This window comes from Streptococcus sp. OH4692_COT-348 (assembly GCF_003859975.1).
Taxonomy (GTDB): domain Bacteria; phylum Bacillota; class Bacilli; order Lactobacillales; family Streptococcaceae; genus Streptococcus.
The window spans coordinates 22786-37341 of record NZ_RQZB01000013.1; the positions used below are offsets into that span (position 1 = coordinate 22786).

The 14556-nt window shown below is 36.9% G+C and carries 34 protein-coding genes and 1 pseudogene; 32 read left to right on the forward strand and 3 right to left on the reverse strand.

Annotation, left to right across the window (positions count from 1 at the left end; all coding sequences use genetic code 11):
* Window positions 1–14 precede the first annotated feature (14 nt).
* Both EII37_RS07940 and EII37_RS07945 read right to left on the reverse strand, forming a co-directional pair.
* Window positions 15–788 (reverse strand): hypothetical protein, encoded by a 774-nt coding sequence (locus EII37_RS07940; protein ID WP_124788185.1) that lies wholly within the window; start codon window positions 786–788, stop codon window positions 15–17.
* 15 nt (window positions 789–803) lie between these two features.
* Entirely contained in the window at window positions 804–1541 is a 738-nt protein-coding gene (locus EII37_RS07945) for an XRE family transcriptional regulator (protein ID WP_124788186.1), read from the reverse strand.
* Between the two features lie 166 nt (window positions 1542–1707).
* Here EII37_RS07945 and EII37_RS07950 point away from each other — a divergent pair, with 166 nt between their 5' ends.
* The 3 genes and pseudogenes from EII37_RS07950 to EII37_RS11420 all read left to right on the forward strand — a co-directional run bounded on the left by EII37_RS07950 (window position 1708) and on the right by EII37_RS11420 (window position 2796).
* The gene (locus EII37_RS07950; protein WP_124788187.1) at window positions 1708–1923 is read left to right on the forward strand and encodes an XRE family transcriptional regulator; all 216 of its coding nucleotides are present in this window, start codon (window positions 1708–1710) and stop codon (window positions 1921–1923) included.
* A gap of 27 nt (window positions 1924–1950) precedes the next feature.
* Window positions 1951–2660: pseudogene (locus tag EII37_RS07955) on the forward strand (ORF6C domain-containing protein).
* A gap of 10 nt (window positions 2661–2670) precedes the next feature.
* On the forward strand, window positions 2671–2796 hold the full coding sequence (locus EII37_RS11420) for a hypothetical protein (RefSeq protein ID WP_260424857.1): 126 nt from the start codon (window positions 2671–2673) through the stop codon (window positions 2794–2796).
* 151 nt (window positions 2797–2947) lie between these two features.
* Here the strand turns inward: EII37_RS11420 and EII37_RS07965 are convergent, their stop codons facing one another.
* Window positions 2948–3715, reverse strand: coding sequence for a DUF4393 domain-containing protein (locus tag EII37_RS07965; RefSeq protein WP_124788189.1), 768 nt, complete (start codon window positions 3713–3715; stop codon window positions 2948–2950).
* A gap of 121 nt (window positions 3716–3836) precedes the next feature.
* Between EII37_RS07965 and EII37_RS11155 the strand changes: the two genes are divergently transcribed.
* The 29 genes from EII37_RS11155 to EII37_RS08085 all read left to right on the forward strand — a co-directional run bounded on the left by EII37_RS11155 (window position 3837) and on the right by EII37_RS08085 (window position 14551).
* Entirely contained in the window at window positions 3837–3980 is a 144-nt protein-coding gene (locus EII37_RS11155) for a hypothetical protein (RefSeq protein WP_000389583.1), read from the forward strand.
* A gap of 86 nt (window positions 3981–4066) precedes the next feature.
* A complete protein-coding gene (locus EII37_RS07970; RefSeq protein ID WP_124788190.1) occupies window positions 4067–4345 on the forward strand; it encodes a helix-turn-helix domain-containing protein in 279 nt (92 codons plus the stop codon).
* A gap of 13 nt (window positions 4346–4358) precedes the next feature.
* Window positions 4359–4673: a hypothetical protein gene (locus EII37_RS07975; protein WP_124788191.1), complete on the forward strand. Its 315-nt coding sequence runs from the start codon at window positions 4359–4361 to the stop codon at window positions 4671–4673.
* A 44-nt stretch (window positions 4674–4717) separates the two neighbouring features.
* The gene (locus EII37_RS07980; RefSeq protein WP_124788192.1) at window positions 4718–5587 is read left to right on the forward strand and encodes a phage replisome organizer N-terminal domain-containing protein; all 870 of its coding nucleotides are present in this window, start codon (window positions 4718–4720) and stop codon (window positions 5585–5587) included.
* The gene (locus tag EII37_RS07985) at window positions 5587–5784 is read left to right on the forward strand and encodes a hypothetical protein (protein ID WP_124788193.1); all 198 of its coding nucleotides are present in this window, start codon (window positions 5587–5589) and stop codon (window positions 5782–5784) included. The genes EII37_RS07980 and EII37_RS07985 overlap by 1 nt, the downstream gene beginning before the upstream one ends.
* Window positions 5781–6008, forward strand: coding sequence for a hypothetical protein (locus EII37_RS07990; protein WP_075229571.1), 228 nt, complete (start codon window positions 5781–5783; stop codon window positions 6006–6008). The genes EII37_RS07985 and EII37_RS07990 overlap by 4 nt, the downstream gene beginning before the upstream one ends.
* Window positions 6001–6288 carry a hypothetical protein gene (locus EII37_RS07995; protein WP_075229570.1) on the forward strand — a complete coding sequence of 96 codons (288 nt, stop codon included), beginning with the start codon at window positions 6001–6003 and terminating at the stop codon, window positions 6286–6288. The genes EII37_RS07990 and EII37_RS07995 overlap by 8 nt, the downstream gene beginning before the upstream one ends.
* A 1-nt stretch (window position 6289) precedes the next feature.
* Window positions 6290–6799 (forward strand): MazG-like family protein, encoded by a 510-nt coding sequence (locus EII37_RS08000; protein WP_124788194.1) that lies wholly within the window; start codon window positions 6290–6292, stop codon window positions 6797–6799.
* Window positions 6783–7178, forward strand: a complete 396-nt coding sequence (locus tag EII37_RS08005) for a YopX family protein (protein WP_185695978.1) — start codon at window positions 6783–6785, stop codon at window positions 7176–7178. Before EII37_RS08000 ends, EII37_RS08005 begins: the two co-directional genes overlap by 17 nt.
* Complete coding sequence (locus EII37_RS08010) at window positions 7175–7492, forward strand: 3-dehydroquinate synthase (protein WP_124788196.1); 318 nt, start codon at window positions 7175–7177, stop codon at window positions 7490–7492. The genes EII37_RS08005 and EII37_RS08010 overlap by 4 nt, the downstream gene beginning before the upstream one ends.
* Window positions 7492–7740, forward strand: a complete 249-nt coding sequence (locus tag EII37_RS08015) for a DUF3310 domain-containing protein (protein ID WP_124788197.1) — start codon at window positions 7492–7494, stop codon at window positions 7738–7740. The genes EII37_RS08010 and EII37_RS08015 overlap by 1 nt, the downstream gene beginning before the upstream one ends.
* Window positions 7730–8146, forward strand: a complete 417-nt coding sequence (gene ssb, locus EII37_RS08020; RefSeq protein ID WP_124788198.1) for a single-stranded DNA-binding protein — start codon at window positions 7730–7732, stop codon at window positions 8144–8146. The genes EII37_RS08015 and ssb overlap by 11 nt, the downstream gene beginning before the upstream one ends.
* A gap of 13 nt (window positions 8147–8159) precedes the next feature.
* Window positions 8160–8444 (forward strand): hypothetical protein, encoded by a 285-nt coding sequence (locus tag EII37_RS08025; protein ID WP_124788199.1) that lies wholly within the window; start codon window positions 8160–8162, stop codon window positions 8442–8444.
* Window positions 8444–9127 carry a DUF1642 domain-containing protein gene (locus EII37_RS08030; protein WP_124788200.1) on the forward strand — a complete coding sequence of 228 codons (684 nt, stop codon included), beginning with the start codon at window positions 8444–8446 and terminating at the stop codon, window positions 9125–9127. The genes EII37_RS08025 and EII37_RS08030 overlap by 1 nt, the downstream gene beginning before the upstream one ends.
* Window positions 9118–9381, forward strand: a complete 264-nt coding sequence (locus tag EII37_RS08035; protein ID WP_124788201.1) for a hypothetical protein — start codon at window positions 9118–9120, stop codon at window positions 9379–9381. Before EII37_RS08030 ends, EII37_RS08035 begins: the two co-directional genes overlap by 10 nt.
* A complete protein-coding gene (locus tag EII37_RS08040) occupies window positions 9381–9719 on the forward strand; it encodes a hypothetical protein (protein ID WP_124788202.1) in 339 nt (112 codons plus the stop codon). Before EII37_RS08035 ends, EII37_RS08040 begins: the two co-directional genes overlap by 1 nt.
* 1 nt (window position 9720) lies before the next feature.
* Window positions 9721–9873 (forward strand): hypothetical protein, encoded by a 153-nt coding sequence (locus tag EII37_RS11160; protein WP_185695979.1) that lies wholly within the window; start codon window positions 9721–9723, stop codon window positions 9871–9873.
* Window positions 9870–10019, forward strand: coding sequence for a hypothetical protein (locus EII37_RS11165; protein ID WP_185695980.1), 150 nt, complete (start codon window positions 9870–9872; stop codon window positions 10017–10019). The genes EII37_RS11160 and EII37_RS11165 overlap by 4 nt, the downstream gene beginning before the upstream one ends.
* Window positions 10020–10070: 51 nt before the next feature.
* Complete coding sequence (locus tag EII37_RS11425) at window positions 10071–10193, forward strand: hypothetical protein (protein WP_260424859.1); 123 nt, start codon at window positions 10071–10073, stop codon at window positions 10191–10193.
* The gene (locus EII37_RS08045) at window positions 10190–10450 is read left to right on the forward strand and encodes a DUF1372 family protein (RefSeq protein ID WP_124788203.1); all 261 of its coding nucleotides are present in this window, start codon (window positions 10190–10192) and stop codon (window positions 10448–10450) included. Before EII37_RS11425 ends, EII37_RS08045 begins: the two co-directional genes overlap by 4 nt.
* A gap of 26 nt (window positions 10451–10476) precedes the next feature.
* Window positions 10477–10920 carry a hypothetical protein gene (locus EII37_RS08050; RefSeq protein WP_124788204.1) on the forward strand — a complete coding sequence of 148 codons (444 nt, stop codon included), beginning with the start codon at window positions 10477–10479 and terminating at the stop codon, window positions 10918–10920.
* 3 nt (window positions 10921–10923) lie between these two features.
* Window positions 10924–11412 (forward strand): MazG-like family protein, encoded by a 489-nt coding sequence (locus EII37_RS08055; protein ID WP_124788205.1) that lies wholly within the window; start codon window positions 10924–10926, stop codon window positions 11410–11412.
* Window position 11413: 1 nt separating this feature from the next.
* On the forward strand, window positions 11414–11836 hold the full coding sequence (locus EII37_RS08060; RefSeq protein ID WP_185695981.1) for a YopX family protein: 423 nt from the start codon (window positions 11414–11416) through the stop codon (window positions 11834–11836).
* A 122-nt stretch (window positions 11837–11958) separates the two neighbouring features.
* Window positions 11959–12234 carry a DUF3310 domain-containing protein gene (locus EII37_RS08065; protein ID WP_398577037.1) on the forward strand — a complete coding sequence of 92 codons (276 nt, stop codon included), beginning with the start codon at window positions 11959–11961 and terminating at the stop codon, window positions 12232–12234.
* A complete protein-coding gene (locus EII37_RS11170) occupies window positions 12224–12388 on the forward strand; it encodes a hypothetical protein (protein WP_185695982.1) in 165 nt (54 codons plus the stop codon). Before EII37_RS08065 ends, EII37_RS11170 begins: the two co-directional genes overlap by 11 nt.
* A 22-nt stretch (window positions 12389–12410) precedes the next feature.
* The gene (locus EII37_RS08070) at window positions 12411–12764 is read left to right on the forward strand and encodes a helix-turn-helix domain-containing protein (protein ID WP_124788207.1); all 354 of its coding nucleotides are present in this window, start codon (window positions 12411–12413) and stop codon (window positions 12762–12764) included.
* Window positions 12746–13210, forward strand: a complete 465-nt coding sequence (locus EII37_RS08075; protein WP_124788208.1) for a hypothetical protein — start codon at window positions 12746–12748, stop codon at window positions 13208–13210. The genes EII37_RS08070 and EII37_RS08075 overlap by 19 nt, the downstream gene beginning before the upstream one ends.
* Window positions 13211–13325: 115 nt before the next feature.
* Entirely contained in the window at window positions 13326–13892 is a 567-nt protein-coding gene (locus EII37_RS08080) for a tyrosine-type recombinase/integrase (protein WP_000261915.1), read from the forward strand.
* A 341-nt stretch (window positions 13893–14233) separates the two neighbouring features.
* Window positions 14234–14551 carry an HNH endonuclease gene (locus EII37_RS08085; RefSeq protein WP_124788209.1) on the forward strand — a complete coding sequence of 106 codons (318 nt, stop codon included), beginning with the start codon at window positions 14234–14236 and terminating at the stop codon, window positions 14549–14551.
* Window positions 14552–14556: the final 5 nt, after the last annotated feature.

Below are 14556 nucleotides of genomic sequence, written 5' to 3' on the forward strand. Positions count from 1 at the left end.
AGTGTGGGGATTTTTTATTTTTTTAAGACTTTCAATTTAATTCGCATCTTGAATGAATCCTTAACTGTACGAAGTCTGTCATTATCCGGATTGATATCTTTATAATCACCGCCATAAATTTCAGCATTTTTGATAACTTCATTATTTGGATCTGTTGTCAATCTTAATACTTTTCTATTTTTTGACTTTGTGACATAGCCTAAGTGATAACCACGAACCACAATTTTAACAGCGTTAGGGTCAAATTCATTATCAAATTCAGGGATAAACTCTACATCTGTAATTTCAAAAGGCGAGTATTTATAAAACCTATCTTCAAAAATCAATTGCTCTTTAATTTCTTTAGAAGTATATCCTAAATAAGGGGCATCATCTGATTCTCTTATGAGTTCTTGACATAATTCCGAGAAAGCTTCTTGGCGATAAGATATTCCTTTCACTTTCAGAACAACATCATAAATAGTTCTCTCGTCAATTTCTTCTTGTTTTAATCTATTTTCTACTCGAATAGCAAAGAGTTTATTCAGTTCCTCAATTTCATCCTCTAGATGATCTGTAATAACTTGTCTAGGATAGATGGCAATCAAAAAGAGCAAGAATAAGACACAAACAATAAAAGAGAAGATTGTTAACAATAAGCTCCCAATGAAATTGATTAAAAATATAGAAATAGCCGTCAGAAGCACTAGAGAGATTATCAAAGTCCTCTGGTTTTCCAGTTTACTAATTGTTTTTATGTGTTCATCTATGAGTGCTTTAATTTCCTTTTCTGTAAGAGTAGTAAACATATAAGCACCTTAACCTTAATTCTCAATTGGCATGAAGTTTCCGACAATTTTTCCAATGATTCTTGGATCTTCTTCAAATGGTGCGAACTTATCTTTATATTTGCTATTGATAGAGACGAGTCTAAGACCGTCTTTTTCTTTATAGACTTTTTTGATATAAGTTTGGCCATCCCAATCAACAGCATAAATAGCACCATCGTAGTCAAAACCTGTTTCTTTGATAAGAACGACCTCTCCATTCATATACTTAGGTTCCATGGAATCTCCGAAAACCCAAGAAGCAAAATCGTGGTCTAGGTCTTTGTCATAAAAAACAGTGTCATAGTTCCCGTCGTTGAAGTATGAGAATCCAGTACCAGCTGATAACTTTTCATACACTTTAAATTCAAACAAATTTTCCTCTAGGGAAATAACCTTATTAGACTGTTCACGCAATTGGTTTTCTGTAAAATCCAAAACCTTTTGTTTTCTAGGAGCAGTAAGCTTTACAGCTTTTTCAGTTATTTTCTGAACAAGAGGAGAAGTAGGGATTTTAAGCTCTTGGACAGGAGTATCGTCCCATCCCATCAAATCAGCAGGAGAAACATTTAGTTTAACTGCAATCTTTTTTAAAACATCCGGCCCAACTTTTTCGATGTCCCCTTTTTCATATCTAAAAATTGTAGATCGTGAAACGCCAACACTATTAGCGAGTTCGTCAGCAGACATTTTCAAATCTTTTCGACGTTGTTTGATTCTTTCTCCGACATTCATTTTTTTAACCCCTTCTTATATATTACACTCTAATTTTACACTTTTAGTTGCAAAAATGCAATATAAAAAGTTTCAAAAATGCGATTTTTTTATTGACATTTGCAATATAAAGCGATATACTTAAAATAATCAGTCGCAGAAACGCGACAAAATGAAAGGGGAACATATGGTAAACATAGCGAAACTAAAAGGTAAGATTAGCGAATGCAATACCACACAAGAAGCCTTGGCAAAAGATATTGGTATTAATAAAAGTACCTTTTATCGAAAAATGAAACAAAATGGAAATTTTTCGATAAATGAGGTCAATTTAATCGTTTCGTCACTAAATCTTTCAAAAGATGAAGCTATATCTATTTTTTTTAGCGAAACAGTCGCATAAGTGCGACAAAAAGAAGAAAGGAATACTATGAACGAAATTTTTAATTTTCACGGGCAGGAAGTCCGTACAGTGATATTTGAGAATGAACCGTGGTTCGTTGCTAAGGATGTTGCGGATATTCTGGGGTACCAAAACGGTAGCCGAGATATTAACCGACATGTTGATGAAGATGATAAGCTAACGTCGCAAGTCGCGACGGCAGGTCAGATGAGAAATCAAACAGTTATCAACGAATCTGGTCTCTACTCCCTCACTTATCCAGCAAATTACCTCAAGCTAAGGAGTTCAAGCGCTGGGTCACATCAGAGGTCTTGCCAGCTATTCGCAAGCAAGGCGGATTTATCCGTGAGGACTTGGACGAGGATGCCTTTATCGCTCTATTCACTGGTCAGAAGAAATTGCGTGAGCAACAGACTAGCATGCTGGAAGATATCGACTACCTCAAGAGTGAGCAACCGATTCACCCAAGCTATGCTCAGTCGCTACTGAAGAAGCGTAAGGCTCGAGTTGTGGCTTGCTTAGGCGGTATTGATAGCCCAGCTTATGCGGATAAGATTTTCGCTCAGTCGGTATTTAGACAAGCTGAGATTGATTTCAAGGATCATTTTAATATCAGTCGCTATGACTTGCTACCCAAGAAGCATGCGGATGCTGCTCTTGCTTACTGGATGACCTGGGAACCAAGCACAAATACTAAGATGAAGATCATGGAAATGAACGCATTTAGTCAAGCGTAGGGAGGGGAAGATGAACGAACTAGAAAGAACAGCCCTCAATGAAGTATTGAGGACCGTGACCTATATTGCTGAGAAAGTGGATGAACTTGATTCTAGGATTTCTTTGAACGATCCACAAGTTCTTGAGAGATTGTAAGGAGGATTTATGGAAACATTTATAATTTCAATTTTAACATCTTTTATTGTGACATCTACTATGATGCATTACCACATTTATAAAGTAAATGAATTATACGAAAAATATATGGATTTTGAAACATCAAGCGTTAAGAAATTTTCTGAAGATATCATAAGCAAACTTCCAAAAAATTCTTCCCAAGAGGAGTGAGAGAAAAACACATTTTTTCAAGACTAATTTCTGGATGAATTTCAAGCATATATTGAACGCTGGAGTTAGTTCTAATGAAATCATAATCTGAATCATTCGCAGAATATCTATCATCATTAATGTTTAACAGACCTAGCCGCTCTAAGTTCGTTAAAGATGGAGACAATTCATCAATTCCTTCAGTTCCATTTATAAAGTATATGATTGGGAATATTATTTTAGAAGCACTATCAGAATTTATGACAGCTTTCATGATAGAGATTGGGGATCCTGCTACGTGGTTCTGTTCTTTTAAAAATTGGAGAATACGTGCATCTGTTACATCTAGTTGCTTGATAATTTCAACAAAAGATGGGTGTATAATCGAGTTCTTTCGATCGTCAAATGAACTTGCTAATATTTTCGCAAACATAGAACGCAACTCTTCTTCTTCAATATAATACTTAGATGCTTCCAATGCAGGGCCTAATATTTTTAGAGGAGGTTCTTGAACATTCTCTGGTGGGATAGTAGCCACTTGTTGAAGTGTGCTATTTCTGAGATTCTCGACATCAATTTCGTTTTTTGCACGCAATAACGCTGCTTGAGAAGAAATGTCGTGACCATAATTTATATACCACCAATCTTGCAGTGTTTTAATAGGTCCAGCGAATACACCAGATGAAGTAGCTCCTCCTAAAAATCCTGTAACAAGAGGAAGAAAGTCTTTAAGTTGGTTAGGGTCCATAATTATTATTTCGTTCTTTCTATTGAATTTTTGACTAAAACGGTGAGAGGTCCTAGTCAAGGTTATTATAGCAATTTAGAAAGATATTACATCAGTCTCAAGACTGATTTAGGAGGCAATATTGGAAGATAAAATCATCGAACTTGCTGATTATTTCATCAGCGAGAACACAACGTACAGAGAAGCAAAAATAGCGTGTGAGAAGCTATTGAAACAAGTCAGCCACGAGATAGAACTCAGGGCGATGGAAAGTAAGACAGTTTGACAACAACGCAAAAAAAGCACCTAACGAAGTCAGGTGCATACTTAAATATTCAACATGATTATAACACGAAAGAGAGGAAATTGACAATGGCTTTGGAATTGTTTGGAGAAGATTTCAAAAATGAACTGCTGGAAGAACTTGTCCAGTTGAATGTGAAAGCTATGACTGAAGCTAAACTACGAGTATCAAGAGGTACGAACTGGGCTTCAATCAAAGATGTCCAAGAGAAAACAGGTTGGGGTCGTAAGAAAATTGAAGATTTCAGAGACGCAGGGAAATTCCGCTACCAGCAAAATGCTAAAGGCGGTAAATATTTATATGACATGAACGATGTACTTCGGTTTCAAAGTCAGTTAGCAAAATAAAGGAGATTAAAAAATGTTTGAACCACCGATTTTAGACCAGTTGATGGGAGTAGGAGGCTTGCTTCTTGGTTTTGTGGCAGCTTATCGTCACATCAAAATGAAAGAACAACGAGAGGAAGAAGAGAGACGAGAAGAGCAAGAATTTGCGTCTATGATTATCCAAGGGTACAACCATGCATACGAACGTGGTAGAGAGGCAGAACGTCAAGAAATTCGCAAGAATATTCGCAGAGAGTTCAAAGGATTCACCTATGACAACGAACCGCCTCAAGGATTGCGTCCTGAGCCATTAGCATTGCCAGAACCTAAAATGCATATCTTGAAGTGAGGAGGTCAGGAAATGGAAGAATTGATTGAGTGGGGTGTGAGATTATGGCGTTAAAAAACAAGCGATACTACTGGATTCAACTAGCTCAGGATTTTTTCAAGTCTAAAGAAATGAAATTGCTTCGTAAGATTGCAGGTGGCGATACGCACACTATCATCTATCTCAAAATGATGTTGATTAGTTTAGAGGATGGTGGGCACATCTACTATGATGGACTTGCTGACAATCTAGCTGAAGAAATCGCTCTTGTCATTGATGAGAATGTTGAGGATATTAAAATCACTTTGATTTTCTTGGAGAGTAAGGGCTTGCTGACTAGAAAAAATGACAGAGATTATTTCTTAGAGCAGGTTCCTGAGATGGTTGGGAGTGAAACGGCGAGCACTCGTAGAAGTCGCAAACATAGAGAGTTGAGGGGGTTGCATTGCAACACCATTGCAACAACTTGCAACGGAGATATAGATATAGAGAAAGATATAGATACAGAGATAGAGAAAGATGTAGATGAAAATCCAGTCTCACTCATCGTCGAAGGATATCAATCTCGTATTGCTCCGTTGGATGGAACTCAATTTGAAATCTTAAAAGAGTTCATCACTTTGGATGGAATGGAAGCGAAAGTTGTTCTGAAAGCAATTGGTCTTGCTGCTGACAATGGTAAAAGAAATTTCAGTTATATCAGAGCGATTTTGACGAATTGGAAGAATGATGGAGTTTTGACGATTGCAGCAGTCGATGAACGTGAGAGAGCGTACAAAGAAAGTAAAATCAGCAAACGTCCAGGTAATCAGAAATCAAATGTTCCTGAATGGTCACAGCCTAACTATGTCAACAATACCAGTGATGAGACTAAGAAGGAACTCGAAGAGCGTAAACGTGAACTACTTGAAAGGCTTGAAAATGGAGGTGGCTGATGTTTATCTTAAAACATGGGGCAAGAGAAGTTAAACCGTTCTTGATGTCTGTGGCAATCGGTGTGACTGGCATTGATGTTTCGTATTCAGACGAGCGGAAAGCTATGCGGTTTATTTCTCGTGCGGTTGCATTGCAGGTGGGCAAGGCCTTGAGAGTGTCCTTTGGGAATTTCTATCCAGTTGAGGTGAAGGGATGATAAATCTATACTTTATTTACAATGGTCACCGCAAGATACTCATTGGGAGTTTTGGACACATACATAGCGCAATCAATGAACTAAAGCAACATCAAGCCAGCTACTCTGCTGTTAACAATCCACGCTTTCGGAAAAGCATGAGTGGAGAAAATATCAGGATTGACTACGGAGCAGTTGACTGCTACTACTTGATTACGAAGAAAAGAGAGGAAACGAATGGCTAGAGATATTTTAACAGATTTAGCATTTGAGAATTTTCACAAATGTATGGGAATTCCTGATTGGAACGAGTCTGATGAAGTAATTCTTGTTAGCTCAGCTAATAAAGAACAAATTGAAGCAGATGAAAGTTACCGTTCAGACGGAAAATGTAATTACCTTGGCAAACGAATTTGTATATTCTGTGGACAGGTGAAGAAAAACAATTACATCACATTACATAAATCTATGTTAGAAAAAATTATTCAGACAATGGAATCATTTAAAGAAGTGGAGGAAAAGTGAGATGAATACAAAAATGAATTTGGAAGAAAAGGTTCAACAGTGGTTTGTTGATCGAAATCTACATGAAGCAAATCCAGTTAAGCAGTTCTTGAAGCTCATGGAAGAATCAGGAGAATTATTCGAAGGAATTGCAAAGGACAAATCTGAACTGATTTATGATGCGCTCGGAGACATCCAGGTAGTTTTGATTGGACTTGATCAACAGATCAAGAACGGTGCTCAGATTTCAGCGAATCAACAGGAACTTGAATTGCTGTTGATGGTTTCGAGTTTAGGGAATATTTCTCAGAAGCTATACGCTCATATCTGTCACAATGAGACACAGATTCCTTTAATCAAAGCAGACTTGATGTTTCTTGACAGTGTGGTTAGTACGGTTTCATTTTGTAATGGCACTACAGCTGAAAATTGCTTAGAAGAAGCTTATGAAGTCATCAAGGACCGCAAAGGTAAGATGATTGATGGGGTGTTTGTTAAAGAGGAGGATTTACTTGATGGCACCGAAGTTTAGAGCGTGGATGAAGTCATTGAAATGGATGTGTGATGTCACTAATATTTCATTTGACAGTAAGTTTGTAGATATCTGCCAACAAGGAGACACTGAAAGATATACAGAAATATCAGTTGAGTTTGATGAAGTTAAACTCATGCAATCAACAGGACTTAAAGACAAAAACGGCAGGGAAATCTTTGAGGGAGATATAGTCGATTACAAGGGTAGAAAAGCAGTTATCAAATGGCACGGATCTTATGCAAGTTTTATTTACATATTTGTAGATGAATTACAGAAAAGAGTGGCAGGATGGAGTTCACTATATCTTGCTTATTTTCATTTTGAAGTGATTGGGAATAAATTTGAAACCCCAGAATTTTTGGAGGTCGAGGAGTGAGATATTTAAAAATTCTATGTGTTGTTTTACTCGTGTCCTTCCTCGTAGCATGTCACCAGATTTCGAGCGGGACGGTTGTAGACAAGTACATTGATGAACCTCACACAACATTCATTCCTGTCATGACAGGAAAAAGTTCGGTACTGGTACCAACCAGAACCAAAAGAAGATATATCCTAGTCGTTTCAGGACAAGTAGGAAATAAGCACGTTGAAGAAACATTTGAAGTGACAGCCGAGGAATACAAATACTATGAAATTGGCAACACTTTTATACAGGATGCTGTTTTAGAAAATAAGGAAGAGGATAAATAATGAACCCAGAAATAATTGACAATATAAATAAACCGAGCCATTACCAAGGCCGATACGGCATGGAATCTATCGATGCTTTAAGAAATTTCATGACACCAGAACAGCTAAAAGGTTTTTTTCTAGGTAACAGCTTGAAGTACATACTACGACACCAGAAGAAGAACGGTCTTGAAGACTTAAAAAAAGCCAGAAAAAACCTAGACTGGTTGATTGAGGAAGTGGAGAAGGAGAATAAAAATGATCAATAATGTTGTGTTAGTAGGTCGCTTGACTCGTGACCCTGAGTTGCGATACACACCATCAAATGTTGCAGTTGCGACATTCAGTTTGGCAGTGAATCGCAATTTTAAGAATCAGGCAGGTGATCGTGAAGCTGATTTTATCAGTTGCATCATGTGGCGCCAGCAGGCTGAAAATTTCGCAAATTGGCTTAAAAAAGGTGCTCTTGTAGGAATCACAGGTCGCATCCAGACTCGTAGCTATGATAATCAGCAAGGACAACGTGTCTATGTGACGGAAGTTGTAGCTGAAAGTTTTCAAACTCTTGAAAAGAAGGATAATTCTGCGAACCAGTCAAGTATGGAAAACCAGATGCCACCAAGTTTTGGAGCAAGTGATCCAATGGATATTCCAGATGATGATTTGCCGTTTTAAGGAGTTGTGAAGGATGAAAAGAAAAAACTATATTATTTTTATCAGGCATTTTAAAAGAATAAAAGATTTAGTAGATTTTTATGAATATATTGCAGACTCAAAAGTTTGTGGAATTGCTATTTATTTATTTTTAATCATTTGTTCACCTTTCATCGCTTTGCTATTTCCAATCGCATACATAGAGCATTGTTTTTATAAAAAAAGATTTATTAGACAATGCGTTGAATACGACTGGTGTTCAAAGGAATATCTTGAAGAGGTTGTTGATATCAGAAAAATTGAAAGTGAGGAATTTTAATGAACATTCAGGGACTAATTGAGCGATACGAAAAATTTAAAGCTAGCAAGAAAAAAATGACCTCGGTTGATTTGGTTTTGAAAGACTTACGGACTTTAGACGAACCAGAACCGCTACCGTTCAAGTTAAAAGATGTCGTTCGTCGAATCAGAGGGTTTGTTCCGACGACACAGACTAGATGGCTTAATGATATCCTTAAAGAATTAGGGGACGACTACGGTTCAATGAAATATCGTGAGGGCTACGAGCAAGGTAAGTTTGAGGGAGCATGGGTTGGCGGACAATTGAAAGATGCTGATAAGATTCGGCAAGAATTGAATAAACCAGTGATTCCGCAGTTTGTGGCGGATTGGATTGAAGTGGCGAAACCTGTCTACTCTTTATCTGGTGGTATGACGTATGGAGGTCCGGGAGTTAATAAGTGGTTAGAAAATGAGGATAACCAAAGAACATTTGCTCTAGCATGGTTTGACGGCTACGAGGTCGAGGAAGAGAAGAGGTATTTTGTAAAACTCAAAGCAGTAGATCAGTATCTTGTGAGTGTTAAAGACGAGGATTTCTTGGGGTTTTTACAAAGTAGATTAAGGTCTAAATTCACCCGCAAAGAATTAGAAGATGCCAACTTAGGCTGGGTATTCGATTGCCCAGGGATTGAGATTGAGGAGGTGGACTTATGTCATTAAACAAATCAAGAAGACGAATAATGATTAAAAGTTGTTACAAAGAAAAGAAAATATTCAAAATATCTTTTCGCAACCATTTTGGAAAACAATTTTTAAATTGTTACTCAAAAGATAAAATCATAAATTACTCAGATACAGAAGACACAGATGGTCCGCTTATTGTTTTTGAAAGGGATATACCTAAAAAAATTGAGCGTAAAATGCACAAATACAATCTATGGTTGAGTATAGCTTTCAAAAAAGGGGTGGAGTGATGAGTTATGATTTGGAAATCTTAGGAAAAATAGAAAGCGGAGATTATATTTGCATAGATGAACCTGAAAATAGTTCTCCAACTTACAATCTTGGGAAAATGTTCAGGGTTGCTATGGATTGGGATTTCAAACAAGGTACTATCTACAATGTTGCTCAGATTTTTGAAAACATTCAACGTGGCATCTCAGAATTGGAACAGCACCCTGAAAAGTATGTGCAATATGAACCTGAAAACAAATGGGGGACCGTCAGCAGTGCGTTAGAAGATTTAAGATCATTGAGAGATTGTATTTTAGGACAAGATATCGATATAAAATACTTATATATGAGGTGGTAACATGAAACGACCAAACAGATACCCATACACACGAAGTCAATGGGTTGAAGAAACTGTTGATTATTATACATATGCAGACGGTATTTATTTTACAAGTCATGTTTTAAAAAATAGACTCACTAGAGAAATTAAGGTTAAGGAGGTGGAAGGATGATTGCAGATAAATCCTTCATCCCTGAGCTGATTGAAGATGAAGATATTATCTTCAATAAAGATAGCGATTATCAGAAGCAGAAGAAAAAAGAAAAGAAGAATCCTATTTTCAAAAGAAATAAGCCCCGAAATAGATGGGCGCTTTAAGGAGGTAACATAATGAGCCTTACGCTAAATAGCACAATTGGAGACTTAGTTTTGGCAATCGGAAAAATTATCGTTGAGTCTGACGGTAAAACCAATACAGCGATGCTAGAGATACCCGATCAAGACTTTTACTTAGAAATTGCCGTAAAATTAAAGAAGGAGGCAACCGAATGAAACGGTTTATCGCAATCTGGATATTATTATCTGCTGGATTAAATATTTGGCAGAGTATCCACATAAAAAAACTAGAAGCAAAGCGTCCGATTGTCGTTTATAAAGCTGATAATCAAGGCGCAGAGATATTCGGCAAAGTCCTTGAGAAAGGACGGCATGGAAAACTATACACGCTTACCATTCGTGACTACGGGGTGTTCGTGGTTACGAAGGATGTGTATGATAAAGTGAAAGTAGGGGATGAGGTGAAAATATAATTTTCACCTTCAACGAGGAGAAAGATATGGCAAATTTTGCACAAGGAACGATTAAACTAAGAGGACGTGCAGAAAATATTAAATCGGCTTTAAAATATATGTTTTCAACTGTCGTTGACATCACAATAAAAGAAGATGGTGAAATAATCACCTTTTCTACAACGGACTCTCATTTTTATATCAATGGAACAAGACGTGCTTTTATTGACAATGATAGTTTTAAAATTTATCTTGATGATGATTTTTTGATTATCGAACTTGAAGATTTCAAACAAGCATGGGCGGCAATAGCAGATAATTACACAGAAATTTCTAGTAAGTTTGATGTTGATATTAAAATTTTCACTTTTGAAATGGGTATGGAATTTACACAAGAAATTGAAATCTCAAAAGGAAAAATTTTAAAAGACATCGTACATGAGTATGACAATTATAGATGGGAAGTTCCGTTCAGTAACTTTGGAGGATAAAAAATGAACACACTAGAAAATGTCAAACAATGGTTTATTGACCGTGATCTTGAGAACGGTGGACGACTAGACAAGCAGTCTTTGAAACTAAGTGAGGAGTTCGGTGAACTATGCGCCGGTTATCTCAAGAAGAATGAGCAACTGACCAAGGACAGTATCGGAGACTGTGTGGTCGTGATTGTCGGGTTGGCCTTGTTGAGCAAAGTAGATGTGAATAGTATTTTTGAAGAGTCGAAGAATGTTAGAAATAACGATGTGATGACGTCATTCGCGTACGCAAATACATGTATTAGCAACATTCAAGTACAACAACATCTGAAACTTATGACCACACGTATAGAATTATTGATTCTATTAATTGGTTATCTAAAATCAATCAGTGCTGAACTTGGATATGATTTTGAAGAGTGTTTCGAACTAGCTTACCAAGAAATAAAAGACCGCAAGGGTAAATGGATTGATGGAACTTTTGTCAAAGAGGAGGATTTGTAAAATGGTAGTACCGAAATTTAGATTATTTGATAAAAATAAAGGAAATATAATTGATTCATCAAAAATAATGAATATAAATTTCGAAAATAAATCAATTATGGTCTTAAATAAAATTTTAGAAGAAGATAATTTTACTCAAAAAGATTATTCCGAGCACACTTTTAAAAACATTGTCCTGATGCAATCAACAGGACTCAAAGATAAGAACGACAAGGAAATCTTTGAGGGGGATATTTTAGCAGTCGAAACAGATGATGAAGTGATAAATGTGAGAATATTTTGGGACGAAAAACATGCTTTGTTTATGTTTGAGTCGAAAAAATATAATGAAAATGAACTCTTAGCAGAATTGGTTGAAGATAACACATATCCGTTTGAAATCATCGGAAATATCTACGAAGATAAGGAGTTACTAGATGCCTGACGTAGAATGGATTATGGAGAATTGCCATATGATGGTTTCCAATGGTTGTTGGGGAGGAGAGCAGCAGATTTCCTACGCCGATCCAGACGGGCAGTACACGTATTACGTGAACAAGCGCAAAGATGGCACTTATTATTTACATGGAGCAAGTAGACATTATGGGAGGAATTGATATGAATGACAACATAAACAATCCGAGTCACTACCAAGGCAGGTATGGTATGGAATCTATCGACGCTTTAAGGAACTTCATGACACCAGAACAGATGAAAGGGTTCTATCTAGGAAACAGTTTGAAGTACATACTACGACACCAGAAGAAAAACGGTCTTGAAGACCTGAAGAAAGCCAGAAAAAATCTAGACTGGCTTATCGAGGAGATGGAACATGAGAATTAAAACAGCAAATGACTCTATAATCAACGTTGACAGGGTGAAGCATAGCATCACAATCGAAGGAGTTGAGTTTGGTTCAGATTGTCGTGCTTTGGTGTCTAGACATAAAGATGGAACAGGGACGATCACTCTGATATTCGAAGGTTATATTATTTGAAAGATGCAAGGAGATTTTCAAAATGCAGCTAAGATTAAAAGAACTTAGAGAGGACCTAGGTATCTCTGTCAAAGACATGGCTAGGGATACGGGTGTTTCACAAAACACAATTCACTTGTACGAACGGGGCGGATATCCATCCATTAAGCAAATTGAAATGATTGCTAAAACCTATGATGTAAATCCTGCTTGGCTTGTTGGTTGGATAGATGATGAAATGATGCCTGCGATTCAGGTCGTTGAAAAAGTGGTCTACAAAGAAAGTCCAACAGCAAGACTGCCAAATTATTTCAACAACAATAACGATGGCAAGATTATCAAATGGATTAAATCTAAAGTATACACGGGAGGTAAGGTTTGGTCAAAAAGAACTTAGCAAAAGCACGAAGGGATTATCTCGAGTTTGAACTCGATGATAAATATTTAAAGATTGACAAACTTATTGGCCAACGAAGGCATGAGCTAGAACGATTGTACGAGGTTAAGCATTTAACTGTACCAGGCATTGATGATACTGGAGCAAGTGGTAGTGGCACGTTTGTCAACAGGTCGGAGAACCTAGCAGTTGCTTATGCAAGCGATCCTATGATTTTAAGATTAGAAAATTTCCAAAATGCTATCTCCCAATTACTAGAAAATCTAGAACCAGATGATAAAAAAATCTTTTATCTTCGTTGGGGAGAACATACTGGATATGACTGGATTCAAGTTTGGCATATCATGGAAAATGGAGAAACTGGATACTTGTATAGGCATAGCAAGCAGATTTACAGAAGACGTGAAGTCATTCTTGATACACTTGCAAATTTGCTCTTTATGTAAAGTTGTCAAAAAAACATATAGAATTGACAAAAACAATGTGGTAAATTAGTATCATGAAGAATAGCAGAGAGGAAACCTCTGCTTTTTTTGTGCACGAAAAAGGAGGTGAGGATATGTGGTAGTTGTTGAACCAATCAGAAATAGAGATGATGTTCAGCTGATGATTGAATGGTTGACGTTGCATAGCGCAGTCAAAGAGTCAGATAGACAACGCAACCTCATGCTCTTCTTGTCTGGTGTTAATCTGGGTTTCCGTATCGGTGATATTGTTAAACTGAAAGTAAAGCATGTAAAAGGTTGGCATGTTCAGATTGTCGATGAAAAGACAGACAAGCCAACCAAACGAAAGATGCCAAAGAAATTCAAGAATGCTATGCGACAGTACATCAAAGACAAGAAAGATGAAGACTTTCTCTTTCCTAGTCGAAACGGAAAGCACCAGCATATAAAACCTAACACAGCTTACAAGATTATCAAAAGAGCTGCTGAAGAAGTTGGTCTGGAAAACATAGCGACTCACTCGATGAGAAAGACCTTTGGCTTATTCATGTACGAACAAACCAAGGACGTCGCTCTGATAATGGACCTACTGAACCACTCAAGCCAAAGCATTTCACTGAGATACATAGGCAAAAACCAAGATTCACAAGACAGAGCCATGACGAAGTTTCAGGGCTTTTAATTTTTTATTTTAACAATCAGTTCATTGTTTTAAGGTTATGATGATTTCATTTCAAGCATGCAAGATAAACGCTTGATAAATCTGATTAAAAACTCATGTAGCGAATTCATTAGAATATGTAAAACAATGAATTGAGAGAGTAAAATTAGAGAGGTTTACAAAAGTATGTTAGGTTTAATACGAGAATTGATTTACAAGATACGAGGTAGAGATAACAGAGAATACTTTCTTGACTCTCAAACTAAAGAATCTATTATGCTTTTTCAAAAAACAGTTAAACAAATCTTAATTAATCCTGATGATTTTGCCAAAACTCTTTTGGAAATCAAGAGGATAATCTTTTGAAAATAGAAGTTTCAACAAGAGCAGATCGAACAGAGTTTTATAATTCTAGCGAATGGAGAGAACTTCGCAAGCTTGCACTCGAACGTGATCATAACGAATGTGTTTGGTGCAGAGGAGAAGGTAAAGTTACAACAGAAAACCTAGAGGTTGACCACATCAAGGAGCTAGAGTTCTATCCAGAGTTCGCTCTTGACTTAGACAACCTCAGAACTCTATGCAAAGAATGTCACAATAAACGTCACGGTCGCTTTCAATTTCGAAAATCTAAAAAAATGATTGAGAAAAATTTCAGAACAGATGAATTTTGGGGATGATAACA

Excerpts from the sequence above, each read along its gene's own strand:
- EII37_RS07940 (WP_124788185.1), bottom strand. The coding sequence starts at position 788 with ATGTTTACTACTCTTACAGAAAAGGAAATTAAAGCACTCATAGATGAA.
- EII37_RS08025 (WP_124788199.1), top strand. The coding sequence starts at position 8,160 with ATGAAAAGAAAAAACTATATTATTTTTATCAGGCATTTTAAAAGAATA.
- EII37_RS08005 (WP_185695978.1), top strand. The coding sequence starts at position 6,783 with ATGGCACCGAAGTTTAGAGCGTGGATGAAGTCATTGAAATGGATGTGT.
- EII37_RS11170 (WP_185695982.1), top strand. The coding sequence starts at position 12,224 with ATGAGAATTAAAACAGCAAATGACTCTATAATCAACGTTGACAGGGTG.
- EII37_RS08045 (WP_124788203.1), top strand. The coding sequence starts at position 10,190 with ATGAAACGGTTTATCGCAATCTGGATATTATTATCTGCTGGATTAAAT.
- EII37_RS08000 (WP_124788194.1), top strand. The coding sequence starts at position 6,290 with ATGAATACAAAAATGAATTTGGAAGAAAAGGTTCAACAGTGGTTTGTT.
- EII37_RS11420 (WP_260424857.1), top strand. The coding sequence starts at position 2,671 with ATGAACGAACTAGAAAGAACAGCCCTCAATGAAGTATTGAGGACCGTG.
- EII37_RS07965 (WP_124788189.1), bottom strand. The coding sequence starts at position 3,715 with ATGGACCCTAACCAACTTAAAGACTTTCTTCCTCTTGTTACAGGATTT.
- EII37_RS08060 (WP_185695981.1), top strand. The coding sequence starts at position 11,414 with ATGGTAGTACCGAAATTTAGATTATTTGATAAAAATAAAGGAAATATA.
- EII37_RS11165 (WP_185695980.1), top strand. The coding sequence starts at position 9,870 with ATGATTGCAGATAAATCCTTCATCCCTGAGCTGATTGAAGATGAAGAT.
- EII37_RS08030 (WP_124788200.1), top strand. The coding sequence starts at position 8,444 with ATGAACATTCAGGGACTAATTGAGCGATACGAAAAATTTAAAGCTAGC.
- EII37_RS08015 (WP_124788197.1), top strand. The coding sequence starts at position 7,492 with ATGAACCCAGAAATAATTGACAATATAAATAAACCGAGCCATTACCAA.
- EII37_RS07970 (WP_124788190.1), top strand. The coding sequence starts at position 4,067 with ATGGCTTTGGAATTGTTTGGAGAAGATTTCAAAAATGAACTGCTGGAA.
- EII37_RS11160 (WP_185695979.1), top strand. The coding sequence starts at position 9,721 with ATGAAACGACCAAACAGATACCCATACACACGAAGTCAATGGGTTGAA.
- EII37_RS08035 (WP_124788201.1), top strand. The coding sequence starts at position 9,118 with ATGTCATTAAACAAATCAAGAAGACGAATAATGATTAAAAGTTGTTAC.
- EII37_RS07990 (WP_075229571.1), top strand. The coding sequence starts at position 5,781 with ATGATAAATCTATACTTTATTTACAATGGTCACCGCAAGATACTCATT.
- EII37_RS07945 (WP_124788186.1), bottom strand. The coding sequence starts at position 1,541 with ATGAATGTCGGAGAAAGAATCAAACAACGTCGAAAAGATTTGAAAATG.
- EII37_RS08055 (WP_124788205.1), top strand. The coding sequence starts at position 10,924 with ATGAACACACTAGAAAATGTCAAACAATGGTTTATTGACCGTGATCTT.
- EII37_RS07980 (WP_124788192.1), top strand. The coding sequence starts at position 4,718 with ATGGCGTTAAAAAACAAGCGATACTACTGGATTCAACTAGCTCAGGAT.
- EII37_RS08070 (WP_124788207.1), top strand. The coding sequence starts at position 12,411 with ATGCAGCTAAGATTAAAAGAACTTAGAGAGGACCTAGGTATCTCTGTC.
- EII37_RS08065 (WP_398577037.1), top strand. The coding sequence starts at position 11,959 with ATGGCACTTATTATTTACATGGAGCAAGTAGACATTATGGGAGGAATT.
- EII37_RS07995 (WP_075229570.1), top strand. The coding sequence starts at position 6,001 with ATGGCTAGAGATATTTTAACAGATTTAGCATTTGAGAATTTTCACAAA.
- EII37_RS08050 (WP_124788204.1), top strand. The coding sequence starts at position 10,477 with ATGGCAAATTTTGCACAAGGAACGATTAAACTAAGAGGACGTGCAGAA.
- EII37_RS07975 (WP_124788191.1), top strand. The coding sequence starts at position 4,359 with ATGTTTGAACCACCGATTTTAGACCAGTTGATGGGAGTAGGAGGCTTG.
- EII37_RS07985 (WP_124788193.1), top strand. The coding sequence starts at position 5,587 with ATGTTTATCTTAAAACATGGGGCAAGAGAAGTTAAACCGTTCTTGATG.
- EII37_RS07950 (WP_124788187.1), top strand. The coding sequence starts at position 1,708 with ATGGTAAACATAGCGAAACTAAAAGGTAAGATTAGCGAATGCAATACC.
- ssb (WP_124788198.1), top strand. The coding sequence starts at position 7,730 with ATGATCAATAATGTTGTGTTAGTAGGTCGCTTGACTCGTGACCCTGAG.
- EII37_RS08040 (WP_124788202.1), top strand. The coding sequence starts at position 9,381 with ATGAGTTATGATTTGGAAATCTTAGGAAAAATAGAAAGCGGAGATTAT.